General features: G+C 61.4%; 16 protein-coding genes. 8 read left to right on the forward strand and 8 right to left on the reverse strand.

Annotation, left to right across the window (positions count from 1 at the left end; translation table 11 throughout):
• Positions 1–136: 136 nt before the first annotated feature.
• The 6 genes from phaR to GSQ73_RS11145 all read right to left on the reverse strand — a co-directional run bounded on the left by phaR (position 137) and on the right by GSQ73_RS11145 (position 6,393).
• Entirely contained in the window at positions 137–637 is a 501-nt protein-coding gene (phaR, locus tag GSQ73_RS11120) for a polyhydroxyalkanoate synthesis repressor PhaR (RefSeq protein WP_158883977.1), read from the reverse strand.
• A gap of 81 nt (positions 638–718) precedes the next feature.
• Complete coding sequence (locus GSQ73_RS11125; protein WP_158883979.1) at positions 719–2,287, reverse strand: DHA2 family efflux MFS transporter permease subunit; 1,569 nt, start codon at positions 2,285–2,287, stop codon at positions 719–721.
• Between the two features lie 8 nt (positions 2,288–2,295).
• Complete coding sequence (locus GSQ73_RS11130) at positions 2,296–3,447, reverse strand: efflux RND transporter periplasmic adaptor subunit (RefSeq protein WP_254063452.1); 1,152 nt, start codon at positions 3,445–3,447, stop codon at positions 2,296–2,298.
• A 70-nt stretch (positions 3,448–3,517) separates the two neighbouring features.
• Positions 3,518–4,996 (reverse strand): efflux transporter outer membrane subunit, encoded by a 1,479-nt coding sequence (locus GSQ73_RS11135; protein ID WP_158883983.1) that lies wholly within the window; start codon positions 4,994–4,996, stop codon positions 3,518–3,520.
• 11 nt (positions 4,997–5,007) lie between these two features.
• The gene (locus GSQ73_RS11140) at positions 5,008–5,532 is read right to left on the reverse strand and encodes a MarR family transcriptional regulator (RefSeq protein WP_158883985.1); all 525 of its coding nucleotides are present in this window, start codon (positions 5,530–5,532) and stop codon (positions 5,008–5,010) included.
• 81 nt (positions 5,533–5,613) lie between these two features.
• Entirely contained in the window at positions 5,614–6,393 is a 780-nt protein-coding gene (locus tag GSQ73_RS11145) for a TatD family hydrolase (RefSeq protein WP_158883987.1), read from the reverse strand.
• Positions 6,394–6,564: 171 nt separating this feature from the next.
• On the opposite strand from GSQ73_RS11145, the gene GSQ73_RS11150 reads away from it, so the two are divergent.
• Together GSQ73_RS11150 and GSQ73_RS11155 are read left to right on the forward strand one after the other, a co-directional pair.
• On the forward strand, positions 6,565–7,158 hold the full coding sequence (locus GSQ73_RS11150) for a glycine zipper 2TM domain-containing protein (protein WP_158883989.1): 594 nt from the start codon (positions 6,565–6,567) through the stop codon (positions 7,156–7,158).
• A gap of 33 nt (positions 7,159–7,191) precedes the next feature.
• Entirely contained in the window at positions 7,192–7,674 is a 483-nt protein-coding gene (locus tag GSQ73_RS11155; protein ID WP_158883991.1) for a glycine zipper 2TM domain-containing protein, read from the forward strand.
• A gap of 85 nt (positions 7,675–7,759) precedes the next feature.
• Here the strand turns inward: GSQ73_RS11155 and GSQ73_RS11160 are convergent, their stop codons facing one another.
• Entirely contained in the window at positions 7,760–8,194 is a 435-nt protein-coding gene (locus GSQ73_RS11160) for a cell wall hydrolase (RefSeq protein ID WP_254063388.1), read from the reverse strand.
• Positions 8,195–8,649: 455 nt separating this feature from the next.
• Positions 8,650–9,453, reverse strand: a complete 804-nt coding sequence (locus GSQ73_RS11165; protein WP_158883993.1) for a folate-binding protein — start codon at positions 9,451–9,453, stop codon at positions 8,650–8,652.
• 129 nt (positions 9,454–9,582) lie between these two features.
• Here GSQ73_RS11165 and GSQ73_RS11170 point away from each other — a divergent pair, with 129 nt between their 5' ends.
• The 6 genes from GSQ73_RS11170 to GSQ73_RS11195 all read left to right on the forward strand — a co-directional run bounded on the left by GSQ73_RS11170 (position 9,583) and on the right by GSQ73_RS11195 (position 14,442).
• Complete coding sequence (locus tag GSQ73_RS11170) at positions 9,583–9,750, forward strand: DUF1674 domain-containing protein (protein ID WP_158883995.1); 168 nt, start codon at positions 9,583–9,585, stop codon at positions 9,748–9,750.
• Positions 9,751–9,831: 81 nt separating this feature from the next.
• Complete coding sequence (gene sdhC, locus GSQ73_RS11175) at positions 9,832–10,227, forward strand: succinate dehydrogenase, cytochrome b556 subunit (RefSeq protein ID WP_158883997.1); 396 nt, start codon at positions 9,832–9,834, stop codon at positions 10,225–10,227.
• Positions 10,224–10,613 carry a succinate dehydrogenase, hydrophobic membrane anchor protein gene (gene sdhD, locus GSQ73_RS11180; protein WP_158883999.1) on the forward strand — a complete coding sequence of 130 codons (390 nt, stop codon included), beginning with the start codon at positions 10,224–10,226 and terminating at the stop codon, positions 10,611–10,613. The genes sdhC and sdhD overlap by 4 nt, the downstream gene beginning before the upstream one ends.
• 19 nt (positions 10,614–10,632) lie before the next feature.
• Positions 10,633–12,420, forward strand: a complete 1,788-nt coding sequence (gene sdhA, locus GSQ73_RS11185; RefSeq protein WP_158884001.1) for a succinate dehydrogenase flavoprotein subunit — start codon at positions 10,633–10,635, stop codon at positions 12,418–12,420.
• Positions 12,421–12,515: 95 nt separating this feature from the next.
• Complete coding sequence (locus GSQ73_RS11190; protein ID WP_158884003.1) at positions 12,516–13,295, forward strand: succinate dehydrogenase iron-sulfur subunit; 780 nt, start codon at positions 12,516–12,518, stop codon at positions 13,293–13,295.
• 109 nt (positions 13,296–13,404) lie between these two features.
• Positions 13,405–14,442, forward strand: a complete 1,038-nt coding sequence (locus GSQ73_RS11195; protein ID WP_158884005.1) for an SRPBCC family protein — start codon at positions 13,405–13,407, stop codon at positions 14,440–14,442.

Raw genomic sequence — 14,442 nt, forward strand, 5'->3', positions numbered from 1 at the left:
CGTTTCGGAAGGGATGTTGCAGTCATGAACTTGCGTCTCGTGGCTCATGCCGCAGGACAACACGCGGTGTGCTGCGGCGAACGATAGGTATGCGGAGATGTTGCGAGCGGCGCGCTGCGACGCCGCTGCCGGGAAATCAGCCGGATTTCTTGCCGCGACCGCTGGCGGTCGACGTCGGGGTCGGAATCACCTGCGCGGCGGTATCGATGATGCCGCGTTGCATGGCCTTGAAGGCAGCCATGTTGCGCTCGGTCAAATCGTTCAGCGTGTTCCAGGGCGTTTGGCCCATCAAGCTGTTGAGCTGGCTGCGGAACTGCGTCTGCTGATCCAGGAACACCTGCAGGCTGCGCTCCAGGTATGGCCCCATGAAGCCCTGCAGCGAATCGCCATAGAACCGGATGATCTGGCTGAGCAACTGCGGCGACAGCATCGGCTGTCCCTTGTCTTCGTGCTCGGAGATGATCTGCAGCAAGACCGAACGGGTCAGGTCTTCACCGCTCTTGGCGTCGCGGACTTCGAAATTCTCGTTGTCCAGGACCAGTTGCCGGACTTCTTCCAGCGTGATGTAGCTGGAGATTTCCGTATCGTAGAGACGACGGTTCGGATACTTCTTGATGGTGCGTTTAGTCTGTGCCATGCGGCGCACGCTAACAGAAGATATTGCGCCGCACCAGTCGCGCAAGGCCGGAATTGCTGCAACCGCTCAGCGCAGCAATTCTCAGTGGCCCGCTGCGCCGCCAGCGCTGCCAAACGGCGGTCGAGCGAACCAGAGCACAGGAATCAGAAGCACGAACAAGACTGCGCAGCCCAGGAATACATCGTTTACCGCCAGCGTCAACGCCTCACGCGTCAGCAGCTGATCGATCAGGGCAAGGCTGCGCTGATGCGAAAATCCCGCGTGCGAAAGTTGCTGCAGAAAACTGGTAGTGGCCGGGTGGGCGAGCGTGACGTTTTCGGTCAGCGTCGCGTGATGCTCTTCACCTCGATGCTGCCACAGCGTCACCGTGATCGCCGTGGACATGCTTGAGCCCATCGTGCGGAAAAAATTGGATAGCCCCGAGGCGCTGGCAATTTCCGACGCCGGCAATCCGGAAAGGTAGATCTGGTTCAACGGAATGAAGAAGCACGGAATCGCCAGGCCCATGACGAAGCGCGGCAGGATCAGGCTGGAGAACGACGCCGAACTGTCGAACGTGGAAAACCAGTACGCGGTGCCGGCGAACACCACGAAGGCAAACGTCACCACGGCGCGCAAATCCAGCTTGCCTATGTTGCGGCCAAGGATCGGCGCTATGAGAAATGCGAGCACGCCTACGGGCGCGGTTGCCAGGCCGGCCGATGTCGCGGTGTAGCCCAGCGTGGTCTGCAGCCACAACGGAAACACCACGTTGATACCGAAGAACGCGAACATGCCCAGCGACAGCGAGATCACCCCGACGGTGAAATTACGCTCCTTGAACAGCGAGAGATCGACCACGGGATGTTTTGCGTACAGCTCCCACACCACCAGAAACGTAAGGCACAAGGCTGCGACGATGCCGAGCGTGGTGATCATCGGCGAGGCGAACCAGTCGTTATCGTTGCCGTTGTCGAGCATGAATTGCAGCGCCCCGACGCCGGCGACCAGTAGCACCAGACCGATCACGTCGATCGGCGACTGGAAGATTTTCGTCTCGCGTTTGCGCAGCAGCGACCAGGTGATGACGGCAGCCGCGAGGCCGACCGGAAGGTTGATGTAGAAGATCCACGGCCACGAGAAATTGTCGGTAATCCAGCCGCCGAGGATCGGGCCGAAAATCGGCGCGACCACGACGGTCATCGCCCACAAGGCGAGCGCGATGCCCTGTTTCTCCTTCGGATAACTCGACAGCAGCAAGGTCAGCGACAGCGCCACCATCGGACCAGAGCCCGCGCCTTGCATCAGCCGGCAGAGCACCAGCATCGGCATCGAGGTCGCCAGGCCGCACAGCATCGAAAACACCACGAACAGCAACACGGATACGACGAACGTCTTGACCTCGCCGAAGCGTTTGGCGATCCATCCGGTCAGCGGCTGCATGATCGCGCTGGCGAGTGCATACGAACTGATCGTCCACGTGCCCTCGCTCGGGCTCACGCCAAGGCTGCCGGCAATGTGCGGCACGGCGACGTTGACGATCGTCATGTCCAGCACTTCCATGAAGGTGCTGAATGCAACGGCGATTGTCAGCAGCGCGAGCGGTGCGCCATGCAGAGGCTCGCGCTTCGACGCTTCATCGGTGTGGGCGTCGCTGGGCTTGTCGGCCATGGCGTGCTTCAGTCCGCGGACGAGGCGAGGTTGGCGCGAATGATCCGTTCGGCTTCCGCGTCGGCCTTGCTCGTCATCTGGTCGTAGACGGTCGTCTGCACCACCGGTTGCTGCGCCGGCACGGTGGTCAGCACCGCGCCTTTGTCATCCCCGATATCCACGGTGACGTCGGTGGACAGGCCGATGCGCAACGGGTGTTTGTCCAGTTCGTTGTCGTCCAGGGAAATGCGCACCGGCACGCGCTGCACGACCTTGATCCAGTTGCCGGTCGCATTCTGCGCGGGCAGCAGTGAGAACACGCTGCCGGTTCCAGCGCCGATGCCGAGCACCTTGCCGTGGTAATCCGCATCGCCGCCGTAGAGATCCGATTCAATCTTTGCTGGCTGGCCGATGCGGATATGGCGTAACTGGCTTTCCTTGAAGTTGGCCTCGATCCACAGGCCATGCAGTGGAATCACCGTCATCAATTGCTGGCCCGGTTGCACGCTATTGCCGAGCTGCACGCTGCGCTGGGCCACGTAGCCGGACACCGGCGCGTAGATGGCGTTGCGTTGTGCAGCCACCCACGCAGCGCGGAAGTTGGCGCGTGCCTGCAACACCTTCGGGTTCTGCGCGACGTCAATGCCTTCGATCGATGCATGCGCGGCATCAGCCTGGGCTTGTGCAGCTGCCACGGCAGCGCGTGCCTGCGCCACTCCATCACGCAGGTGCTGCACGATCTCCGGCGATTCGGCGCGCGCGGCAAGCAGCGGCAAATGGCGTTTCAGATCGCCCTCCACCTTGGCCAGATCGAGCTTGCTTGAGGTCACCTGCGCATCGGCGCCACCGGCCGAACTGGTCTGCTGGCGCACGCCGCGAACCGCGTCGGCCAGCGCGCTGCGCGCCTGTTCCATGCGCACGTCGGCGTCGGTGCCGTCGAGTTTCACCAGCACCTGGCCGGCTTCCACGCGCTGCGTGTCGTCGGCGAGGATCGCCACCACCGTCCCGGGCACCTGCGCGGATATCGCTACCTGATTGCCGCCGACATACGCGTTGTCCGTCTTCTCGCGCTTCGAAAATACGAACAGTTCGAGCAACAGCCAGATCAAGCCAGCCAGAACGAACACGCTTGCCACGATGATGAGCGCGCGTCGCCGCTTGGCCGGATCCTTCGCGGCCATGCCACTGTCGTTTGCCTTGTCGTTCGGCTTGCCGTCGCCGGCCTTTTCTTTGTCTTGCGACGTGTCGGACTCAGTGGCGCTCATGATCGGCGGCTCCGGCGGAAGGTGAGGAAATGGACGAGGTCGACGGCGCATCGCTGCGATATCCGCCGCCGAGCGCCTTGATCAGGGTGAGGTCGGTGCTCAAAGCTTCTGCCTGCAACTGGGCGGCGGCATCGCGCTGCTGCAGCAACGCAGCTGCGGCAGCGAGACGTTCGCGGTCGTCGCGTACGCCCTGGCGGGCGCGAGCCTGCGCCGTGGAGAGCAGCTGCATATCGGCGTCGAGTTGTGCGCGTTGCTGGTCGTGACGATCGGCCAGTTGCTCTGCGCTGAGCGCCTGCGTTGCCACGTCGCGCGCAGCCGTCAGCACAGTGCTGTTGTATTGCGCAACGGCGGCATCGAGCTGCGATTTGCTCAGCCCGTAATTCGCCTGAAGCTGGCCGCCTTCGAAGATCGGCAGATGCAGCGCCGGCGTCAGCCCGAACACGCGACTGCCGGCGGTGAGCAGCTTGCTCATGTCGATACTGGACAATCCCGCCATCGCCGAAATGTCGACATCAGGGAAGAATTCGGCGCGCGCCGCATCGGTTTTCTTCAGCGCCGACTCGACCTGCCAGCGACTGGCGGCGATATCCGGACGGCGCGCGATCAGGTCGAGTCGCGCATTGGCGGGAATGCCGCGTTGCACGCTCGGTAGCGGTCGTGGCTGGAGAGACGGCAGTTCTGCCGGCGATACGCCAAGGAGCGATGCGAGTATTACGCGACGGATCTTTGCGGAGCCATCAAGGGCAACGCGCATCTCGCGCACTTGCGCCAGTTGTGCCTTCGCCGTCTCCACGCTATCGGGCAGATCGACGCCGTGCTTTACGCGCAGCTCGGCGATGTTCAACAGATGTTGTTGCGTGGCGAGCAACTGATCGGCCAGTTGCAGCCGTGCCTGATCGGCCTGCCAGCCGAAGTAGGTATCGGCGACGGAATACTGCAGCGCAAGTGCGGCAGCACTGCGCTCGGCTTGCGCCGCATGTGCCTGGTCGAGCGCGGCCTCCACCGACGCACGCTTCTTGCCCCACCAGTCGAAATCGTATTGAAGTTGCACGCCAAGATCGGCCTGGTTGTACCAGGTAAAGCCGAGGAACTGGCTCGGGATCAAGCCGTGTTCGCTCATGCGCTGGCGCGCGAATTGCGCGCTGCCATCGATCGTCAGGCCCATCTGCGCCGCCGCAAGCCGCGCGGACTGTTCAGCGCTGCGCACGCGACTTTGCGCCAGCACCAAATCCGGCGCGTGCTGCATGGCACGATCGACGAGATCGTCAAGTTGCGGATCGCCATATCCGCGCCACCACTGCGCATCCGGCCACTGATCGCGCGTTGGAGCCTGCAAGCCTGCGAGCGGCACGTCGTCGCGCAATGCAGGATGTTCGAGCTTCGCCGGCGCACTCGCGCAGGCGACAAGTGCAAGCATCATCGCCGCCATCAGCATGGTGCGACCGCGGAGCAGGGCGCGCTTCATCGGAGCCTCGTTCATGGATGGATGGACTCGTTGAGTTGATCGAGATTCCGCGCGAGCTTCCGTAGCAACCGATCGAGCTGGCGCTTATCGGCAACGCTGAAGCCGGCGAACATGACGGCGACGCGGGGAAACATCGGCGGCAACATTTTCTGCACGAAACGCTTGCCGGCCGCGGTGATGCGGATCTCGACACGCCGGCGATCTTCTGTGCTTGCGCCACGGGTAATCAGTCCGCGCTTGACCAGCGCGTTGGCGATGCGCGTCATGTTGGTCGCGCCCTGCGTGGCGTACTCGCATAGCTCACCTGGCGTCGAGCTGCCATCCGGACGGCTATAGAGAATCATCAACGTGAGGAATTCGCTGTGGTTGAGCTTGTGCGGCTTGAGCTTGAATTCGAGCTCTTCCTCGAGGCTGGTGCCGACCATCAGCATGAGTCGGCACAGCCTGGCCTCGGGTGCCGGCATCTCCGGAATGATCTGACTCACCCGGCCGATGCCTTCGTCCATCATCTCGATACAGCTGGTCAGTTGCGCCATTTCACTGATTCATATTTCACTGGTGAAGTAAAATAGCAGCGCGGCATCGCCTAAGCAACCGCCTGCGTTTATTTCATGATTTCAGTGGACGTGACGATCCAGCCCGAACAGGCGCACTGCGTTCGCCGTGGTCACGGTAGCAATCATTGCCTCCGTTTCTCCGCGTAGCATTGCGATCGTCCGGAGCACTTCGACAATACGCGCGGGCTCGTTGCGTTTCCCGCGGTGTAAAGAATCCGGCTGATCGGGGGCATCGCTTTCAAGCAGCAGGAATTCGAGTGGCATGTTCGTCACGATGCGACGAAGGCGTTGCGCCCTCTCGTAGGTGACAGGACCGCCGATGCCGATGAGGAAGCCCATTTTCCACAGCTGTTCCGCCTGTTGTTCGCTGCCGGAAAAACTGTGCACGACGCCCCGGAGATCACCGCTTCGACGCAAGGTGAGGATGACCTGATCCATCGCGCCGCGTGCGTGCACGATAACGGGAAGCCCGCGTTCGACCGCGAGGTCAAGTTGACGCTGGAAATATTGCTGCTGAAGCTGCCGGTCGAGGCCGTCGATGTGGAAATCCAGACCGATTTCTCCTATCGCGACTGCATGGCCATCGTCGAGCCAGGTCGCCAGCGCGTCCGCATGTTCAGGCGCGTGGTTTGCAAGGAACATCGGATGCAGGCCGAACGCCGCATGCAGGCGATTGTGATGGGCGCACAACTCGCGGATACGCGACCAGCTTTCCATGTCGACGGCTGGTATCACCATGGTGTCGACGCCCGCGTTACTCGCGCAATCGATCACTGCATCGCGATCGTCGTCGAATGCGTCATCGTCGAGGTGGACGTGACTATCGATCAGTCTGAGCATGTTTCGCATCTCGCAGGAAAAACCAATTGCACGACGTCATGCGCATGTGAAGACGACGTCACGATGGCGAGCTAAGTCCGATTCAGTCGTATAACAGTTCAATGGCTCGCAGGTATTTGCGTCGAGGCCATCATGCCATCGACGGGTGGATCAACAAATGAGGAAACAATCATGACGCGATTGGCGATCAGTGCAGCCCACATCATGATGACGGCGACTTTTGCAGTTGTGATTGCGGGCTGCAATCGCGTTGCGGATACCGGAACCACGCAAGGTGCTTCGGCGATGTCGTCGGCTGCAGCCACCACAAGCAACGGCGATACGGTGAAGTATGCCAAGGTTGTTAGCGTTGATCCTGTGCGTGATCCAGGCGGTCCGCACCAGGTTTGTCGCGACGAAACAGTTACCCGTACATTGCCGCCAAGGGATGAGCATCGCGTGCTGGGTACGGCCATCGGTGCGGTCGCCGGAGGCTTGCTCGGAAACCAGGTTGGTCACGGGCGTGGCCGCACGTTGGCGACGGTGGCGGGTGCGGTAGGTGGCGGTTATGCCGGCAACCGCATCCAGGCGAATCGTCAGCATGGGCAAGTGGTGCAGTCGGTGCAGCACCGCTGCAGCACGGTCAACGACACGAGCAATCAGATCGTTGGTTACGACGTGCATTATCTCTATAACGGCGTCACCCGCACAGTGCGCATGGACCACGATCCAGGCGACCGCGTGCAGATACAGGAAGGCGTCACTGCGGTATCGGATGTCCGTTAGATCTATTCCATCAACATCAACCAGGAAGCGACCATGAACGCATCACTGAGCAAGCTCGTTTTCGCCGCCGTTGTGACCACCGGCCTCGCACTGTCGGGCTGTGTCACCGAGCCGTACGGCAATGGCTACCACCGTGGCTATGCGGACCAGGGATATCGTCAACGTCCGTATCGTTGCCAGGTGTGCGGCGTGGTGCAGGATGTGCAGCAGGTCTACACCGATCGTGGTAACGGCAATGGCACGCTGGGCGCGATCATTGGTGCTGTCGCAGGCGGCGTGCTGGGAAGCACCATCGGCAAGGGTGACGGTCGCACAGCGGCGACAGTGGGTGGTGCCGTGGCGGGCGGCGTAGTCGGCAACCAGGTTGGTCAGCGAAGCGGTGGCGGTGGAACTGCGTGGCGCATCGTGGTGAGGCTCGATAACGGCCAGTACGCGACGGTGACGCAGCGTGACAATCCGGGCGTGCGCAATGGCGATTACGTCGAAGTGCGCGACGGGCAGGTCTACGGTCGCTGATCGAGATGTAAATTTTTTTGGACGTCCAGACGTCCAAAAGAAAAGGCCCTCGAAAGAGGGCCTTTTTGTCGATGTCTGCCGAAAATCAGTTCACGGCGTAGAACGCGTGTTCGCCGATGGTGACACGCGGACGGTTGTGCGACCACGCCGGCGCGACTGCAACCGTCGCGAAATGATCCGCGTGCGGCACCAGCATGCGACGCTGCGCCAGCGGCAACTGCCAGTTCTGAATCGAACGACCTGCAACCATCCACGCCTTGTGAAATGCATCGAGATTGTTGATGTCGAACGAACCGGATGTGGTGGTGGTCGCGAACTGGTGCGGGGCCGTTACGACTTTGCAGACGGTGGTTCCCCACTGCCCGCGATCGCGACGACGCATGGCCACTTCTGCAACAGCCATCTGGCCGTTCATCGGTTCACTGCGTGCTTCGAGATAGACGGTGGTGGCCAGGCAAGCCTGGTCCGCGACGGGTTGTGGCATCAATGACGTCAGCCACAACAGCATGGAAAGTTTCATTTTTGTTTCTGCCTCCAACGTGCTGTACGCGCAAAGCAGAGTGCAGCTTTGTGCGCCATTGCGGTGGACGGGCGGGCAGGCCGTTCCACCTGGATCAATCGCCGCCACCGAAACGTGTGGTCGGGCGCTTTGCCACGGGATTGTGGCGGTCGACCGGCGATGTCATTGCCGATCGGGGGATTGATGTTGCATAGGTGTCGCACCTGCCGCGTCGACGGTGCTTCTAAGCAACTGCTCCGCACTCTTACTGTGAGGCGGCGTGCCATCCGGTTTGTTCCCCGGGTCGCGCCGATTCGGATTCATCCGATTCGTCGCGTCAATCGACACCCCGTATTCCGGATGTCGCGATATTCGATCGGCGGAGCCTAGTGGTCGCTTTCCACTATGACAAGTGCCAGGGGTCGAGAGTTCATCCCTCGCTCACATTTCAATTCATGAAAACGGGATGACGTGTTTCACGCAGGCCATGATGCGCGCAGTTGCATCACGACTTTGTTGTCGAACGAAGTCAGTTGATTGTCCGCATGTTGCGTGACGAATTCGTCGTTCAACACCACGAGCGCTTGCACCTCGTCATTCGATGTCACCACATCGAGTACATGTCCGACGTCGCGTTCATCCACGCGCAACACTTCACCATTGGTGATCGGCTGCGACAATACGACGCTGTGCATATGTCGTTTGTGCCCGCCGCGAAAATGCATGCGTGCGACGATTTCCTGACCGGGATAACAACCTTTGTCGATCACCACGGCGCGCAGTCGCTGCAACGACAATGCCGATGGAAGCACTTCGTTCAACGCTGATTTGGGCAGCCACGCCCAGCCGTCGCGCCACTGTTTTGTTCGCCACTCGCCATCGCCGTTGCTGGCGGAATCGATGAGCAGACTGTGATCGCCGCAGCCAAGTGCGACGACGTCATTTTCGTTGCGCGTCGCATGCATCGTCATCGCATCGCCGGTGCTCAGTGTGCGAACGGGATGCGCAGTCAAAATCACCTTCGATCGAAACACGAAACGCCGCAACGCATTGACCATCGACATTGCGCTGCCGCCGCGCAACAGAAGAAGCAACGCGTTGTCGGACATTCTGATGAGATGAAACAGTGCAAGCACTCGACCTTGCGAATTGAGCCACGCACTGAACTCCCATTCGTCGGCGGCGAGCGATTTGACGTTGCTGCTGAACTGCGCGTGCGCGAAGGCGACCGCGTCGGGTCCTTCGATCGTCAGTGTTTCAGCGGGATGGGAATCGATCATTGAACGACAAGGGTGGGGGCGAGCCAATGCCGCCGCAAGTCTTGTGCGCCTTTTGATGCGCTTTGATCGCAAGTTGTCGAGGTTGTGCTGCTTTGCCGCAGGTATTAACCTTTGCCGGCTTACAAAACCATGTCCGATACCACTTCCCCAACCAAGTCTCAGCCTGTTTCCGTTCCGACGGAGCCGGCAGCCGTGCCCGCCGGGCCGGTCACGGACAAAGTGTCGACGGAGCGACCGGCTTTGGATCCCACGCGTTATGGCGACTGGGAAAAGAACGGGCGCTGCATCGACTTCTGAATGATGCCGACGCTTGTCGTCGGCGATGTTCGGAAGCGGAGTGTGGTGCGGACATCAGCGATTCCACACAGGATAGCCACCATGGCAGACACGCGACGACCGCTCTCTCCGCATCTACAGGTCTACCGCTGGCAAGTGCAGATGGTGAGTTCCATCCTGCATCGCGCCACCGGCATCGCGTTGGCGATCGGCAGCTTGCTGGTGGTGTGGGGTTTGCTGGCACTGGCCGGCGGTGAAGAAGGCTTCGCTCAATACAGAACCATTGTGGGCAGTCCGATCGGCATCGTGTTGCTGATCGGCTGGAGCTGGGCGCTGTTCTATCACCTGTGCAACGGCATTCGCCACCTGGTCCAGGATGCCGGCGCGGGTTATGCGATCAACCAGTTCATTCGTTCCAGCTGGCTGTCGGTCGCGGTCAGCGTCGTGTTGACGGCACTGGTCTGGATCTACGTGTTCAAGACCGGAGGTGCGGCATGACCGCGAAAGATCTCCGCAACCCGATCAAGGTCGCGCGCGGGCTCGGCTCGTCGCAGTCCGGCGTGGGGCACTGGTGGACACAGCGTGTGACGGCCGTTGCGCTGATTCCCCTCGGCATCTGGTTCGTGTTCGTCGTGGTTTCGCTGGCGCATTCGGATTTTGCCCACGCGCATGCGGTTGTGGCGCGGCCGTGGAATGCGCTGCTGCTGATCGCGTTCGTGCTCACCATGTTCTGGCATGCCGTGCTCGGCCTGCAGGTGGTGGTCGAGGATTACGTGCATGTTCGCTGGAAGGCGGTCGCGTGGCTGCTCGCGATCAAGTTTCTCGCCGTGCTGGGCGCGCTGGCTGGCGTGCTGGCCGTGCTGCGCATTGCGCTGACCCCCTAAGACGCGAGGAAGAAGTTTCATGGAAAGCTACAAGGTCCAGCAGCATCTTTATGATGTGATCGTGGTCGGCGCCGGCGGCGCGGGTTTGCGCGCCACGTTCGGTCTCGCCGAGAAAGGTTTGAAGGCTGCGTGCATTACCAAGGTGTTTCCGACGCGTTCGCATACGGTCGCTGCGCAGGGTGGCATTTCCGCCGCACTCGGCAACATGGGCGAGGATGACTGGCGCTTCCATTTCTACGACACCGTAAAGGGTTCCGACTGGCTGGGCGACCAGGACGCGATCGAGTACATGTGCCGCGAGGCGGTGCCATCGATCATCGAGCTGGAGCACTACGGCGTACCGTTCTCGCGCACCGAGGAAGGCAAGATCTACCAGCGCCCGTTCGGCGGTATGACCACGCATTACGGCAAGGGCACGGCGCAACGCACCTGCGCCGCGGCCGACCGCACCGGTCACGCGATCCTGCACACGCTGTACCAGCAGGCGCTGGCGCATGACGCCGCGTTCTTCATCGAATATTTCGCCATTGATCTGATCTTCGACGACGCGGGTGTCTGTCGCGGTGTGCTCGCGCTCGACATGAACGAGGGTACGTTGCACTTCTTCCGCGGCCATGCCGTGGTGATGGCCACCGGCGGCTACGGCCGCGCCTATTTCAGCGCGACCTCGGCACACACATGCACCGGCGACGGCGGCGGCATGGTGCTGCGCGCAGGTCTCGCGTTGCAGGACATGGAGTTCGTGCAGTTCCACCCCACTGGCATCTACGGTGCTGGTTGCCTGATCACCGAGGGCGTTCGTGGCGAAGGTGGTTATCTGACCAACTCCGAAGGCGAGCGTTTCATGGAGCGCTACGCACCCAACGCGAAGGATCTCGCATCGCGCGACGTGGTCAGTCGCGCCATGACGATGGAAATTCGCGAAGGTCGCGGCGTCGGCGAGCACAAGGATCACATCTTCATCAATCTGATGCACCTCGGGCCGGAGGTCATCAATGAGCGCCTGCCCGGCATCGCCGAAAGTGCGCGCATTTTCGCCGGCGTGGACGTGACCAAGGAGCCGATTCCGGTCATCCCGACGGTGCACTACAACATGGGCGGCATCCCGACCAACTATCACGGCGAAGTCGTGCAGAAGCGCGGCGACGATGTCGACGCGATCGTGCCGGGTCTGTTCGCCATCGGCGAAGCCGCGTGCGTGTCCGTGCATGGTGCCAATCGACTCGGTTCCAACTCGCTGCTCGATCTGGTGGTGTTCGGTCGCGCCGTGGCGCATCGCTGCGCCGAGTTGATCAAGCCCGAAACGGCGCATCAGGATCTGCCGACCAACGTGCTCGACAAGGCACTGGCGCGCTTCGACGGTCTGCGCAACGCAAATGGCAGCAAGCCGACCGCGCAGATCCGCCTGGAAATGCAGCGCATCATGCAAAGCGATGCGGCGGTATTCCGCACCGGCAGCACGCTGAAGGAAGGTTCCGAAAAAATCTCTGCCGTGCGCGCCTCGTTCAAGGACGTGCGCGTCAGCGATCGTTCGATGGTGTGGAATTCCGATCTGATCGAAACACTGGAACTGGCCAACCTGCTGGATCAGGCCGTTGCCACCATGCACTCGGCGCAGCAGCGTCCGGAAAGCCGCGGCGGACATGCGCGCGAAGACTTCCCGGATCGCGACGACGCCAACTGGCAGAAACACACGCTAGTCAAAGTGGACGAAGCCGGCAACAGCAGCTTCGATTTCCGTCCGGTGCACATGTACACGTTGACGGACGAGGTCAAGGTGGTTCCGCCAGCGAAACGCGTCTACTGATATTGCGATGCGGCTGCGGCCGCGAAAGCTCCACATCATCAGGTTGTGCGGTCGGGGCCGATGCCCCTCCAACAGAAGACTGAAAGGTTCAGGACATGGCAGAGTTTTCGCTACCCAAGAATTCGAAGATCCAGCCGGGCAAGCATTACCCGGCGAAGGGTGCCAAGAATCCACGCACGTTCCGAATCTATCGCTGGTCGCCGGATGACGGCAAGAATCCGCGCATCGACACCTACGAGGTCGATATGGCCGCTTGCGGCCCGATGGTTCTGGACGCGCTGCTGAAGATCAAGAACGAGATCGACCCCACGCTCACGTTGCGCCGCTCATGCCGCGAAGGCATCTGCGGTTCGTGTGCGATGAATATCGACGGTACCAACACGCTGGCATGCACGCGCGCCATCGATGAATGCGCTTCGGGCGACGTGAAGATCTATCCGTTGCCGCATATGCCGGTGGTGAAGGATCTGGTGCCCGACCTCTCGCACTTCTACGCGCAGTTCGCCTCGATCAAGCCATGGCTGCGCACGCAGAGCCCGGCGCCGGATCGCGAGCGCCTGCAGTCGCCGGAAGAGCGCAAGAAGATCGACGGCCTGTACGAATGCATCCTCTGCGCCTGCTGCTCGACCAGCTGCCCAAGCTATTGGTGGAATGGCGAGAAATACCTCGGCCCGGCGATCCTGCTGCAGGCCTATCGCTGGATCGTCGACTCGCGCGACGAGGACACCGGTGCGCGCCTGGACGATCTCGAAGATCCGTTCAAGCTGTATCGCTGCCACACCATCATGAACTGCACGCGCACCTGCCCGAAAGGTCTCAACCCGGCCAAGGCGATCGCGGAAATCAAGAAGCTGATGGTGGAACGTCGCGGCTGATCAGAGTTGTGATCGTTCATGACGCCGTTGGCCGATAGGCTTAGCGGCGCGCGTAGATTCGACGTCTTTGCGGTAGCCTGCTTCATTCGCGACATCACAGGGATGCGTCATGAACGAGGCCAGCATCGATCCGCCGCCCTACGAAAAATACCCCGGGCGCCGTCGCAGCTACTGGTTCGCGCTGGCCGTCGGCATTGCCTATGGCTTGGGGGTGAGACTTCTTTTCGGATCCCGGATGCTGGCCGGCCCTGCCTTGGGACACACCGGCGGCGCCATGCTGGTGTCGTTTCTTTTTCTCACGCCGCTTGTCGTCGGTGCAATCACTGTCTACTTGCGTCGCGACCTGATCGGTGTCGGTGGTGCGATCCTCGGACCGTGGCTTCCGATGCTGGTCGTGCTCGGCCTCTCGGCGCTGTTCAATATCGAGGGCAGTATCTGCATTGCGCTGGCGGCGCCGATTTTTCTGATTGTCAGCTCGGTCGGCGGTCTGCTCATGCTCGGCGCGTTGGCGATGTTCAAGCCACGCCCGGGAATATTGTCGGTCGCGTTGCTGGTGCCGCTGCTGCTGGGCTACGGCGAGCGCTATCTGCGGACCACTGATGCGATTCGTCAGTCCGATGAATCCGTGCACATCAACGCGTCGCCCGCGGCGATCTGGGCGTTGATCAACGCCGCGCGCGCGATCACTCCTTCGGAGATGGATCGCGGCTTGGCCTGGCGTATCGGTGTGCCGTATCCGATGGAAGCAGTCACCGTGGATACGCCGCAGGGCAGGGTGCGAAAATTGCGCTGGCAGCATGGCGTGCATTTCGACGAACCGATCGTGGCGTGGGACGAAAATCGCTTCATCCAGTGGCACTATCGCTTTGCTGCCGACTCGATTCCCGCCGGCGCGCTCGACGAACATGTGCGCGTGGGCGGGCAGTATTTCGATCTGCTGGACACGTCGTACACGCTCGACCCCGAGGCCGGCGGCACCCGCCTCGATATCCACGTCACCTATCGCGTCAGCACTCATTTCAACTGGTACGCGGGTGGATTGGCCCGCGTGCTGGTGGACGATTCGGCGCGAACGATTCTGGATTTCTACAAACGTCGCAGTGAACGCAGCGCGGTGATGTCCGACGCGCCCGTGGCCTCACGCTAG

Origin of the sequence: Rhodanobacter sp. L36 (genome assembly GCF_009765755.1) — a bacterium.
Classification (GTDB): domain Bacteria; phylum Pseudomonadota; class Gammaproteobacteria; order Xanthomonadales; family Rhodanobacteraceae; genus Rhodanobacter.

Excerpts from the sequence above, each read along its gene's own strand:
- phaR (WP_158883977.1), bottom strand. The coding sequence starts at position 637 with ATGGCACAGACTAAACGCACCATCAAGAAGTATCCGAACCGTCGTCTC.
- GSQ73_RS11125 (WP_158883979.1), bottom strand. The coding sequence starts at position 2,287 with ATGGCCGACAAGCCCAGCGACGCCCACACCGATGAAGCGTCGAAGCGC.
- GSQ73_RS11130 (WP_254063452.1), bottom strand. The coding sequence starts at position 3,447 with ATGGCCGCGAAGGATCCGGCCAAGCGGCGACGCGCGCTCATCATCGTG.
- GSQ73_RS11135 (WP_158883983.1), bottom strand. The coding sequence starts at position 4,996 with ATGAAGCGCGCCCTGCTCCGCGGTCGCACCATGCTGATGGCGGCGATG.
- GSQ73_RS11140 (WP_158883985.1), bottom strand. The coding sequence starts at position 5,532 with ATGGCGCAACTGACCAGCTGTATCGAGATGATGGACGAAGGCATCGGC.
- GSQ73_RS11145 (WP_158883987.1), bottom strand. The coding sequence starts at position 6,393 with ATGCTCAGACTGATCGATAGTCACGTCCACCTCGACGATGACGCATTC.
- GSQ73_RS11150 (WP_158883989.1), top strand. The coding sequence starts at position 6,565 with ATGACGCGATTGGCGATCAGTGCAGCCCACATCATGATGACGGCGACT.
- GSQ73_RS11155 (WP_158883991.1), top strand. The coding sequence starts at position 7,192 with ATGAACGCATCACTGAGCAAGCTCGTTTTCGCCGCCGTTGTGACCACC.
- GSQ73_RS11160 (WP_254063388.1), bottom strand. The coding sequence starts at position 8,194 with ATGAAACTTTCCATGCTGTTGTGGCTGACGTCATTGATGCCACAACCC.
- GSQ73_RS11165 (WP_158883993.1), bottom strand. The coding sequence starts at position 9,453 with ATGATCGATTCCCATCCCGCTGAAACACTGACGATCGAAGGACCCGAC.
- GSQ73_RS11170 (WP_158883995.1), top strand. The coding sequence starts at position 9,583 with ATGTCCGATACCACTTCCCCAACCAAGTCTCAGCCTGTTTCCGTTCCG.
- sdhC (WP_158883997.1), top strand. The coding sequence starts at position 9,832 with ATGGCAGACACGCGACGACCGCTCTCTCCGCATCTACAGGTCTACCGC.
- sdhD (WP_158883999.1), top strand. The coding sequence starts at position 10,224 with ATGACCGCGAAAGATCTCCGCAACCCGATCAAGGTCGCGCGCGGGCTC.
- sdhA (WP_158884001.1), top strand. The coding sequence starts at position 10,633 with ATGGAAAGCTACAAGGTCCAGCAGCATCTTTATGATGTGATCGTGGTC.
- GSQ73_RS11190 (WP_158884003.1), top strand. The coding sequence starts at position 12,516 with ATGGCAGAGTTTTCGCTACCCAAGAATTCGAAGATCCAGCCGGGCAAG.
- GSQ73_RS11195 (WP_158884005.1), top strand. The coding sequence starts at position 13,405 with ATGAACGAGGCCAGCATCGATCCGCCGCCCTACGAAAAATACCCCGGG.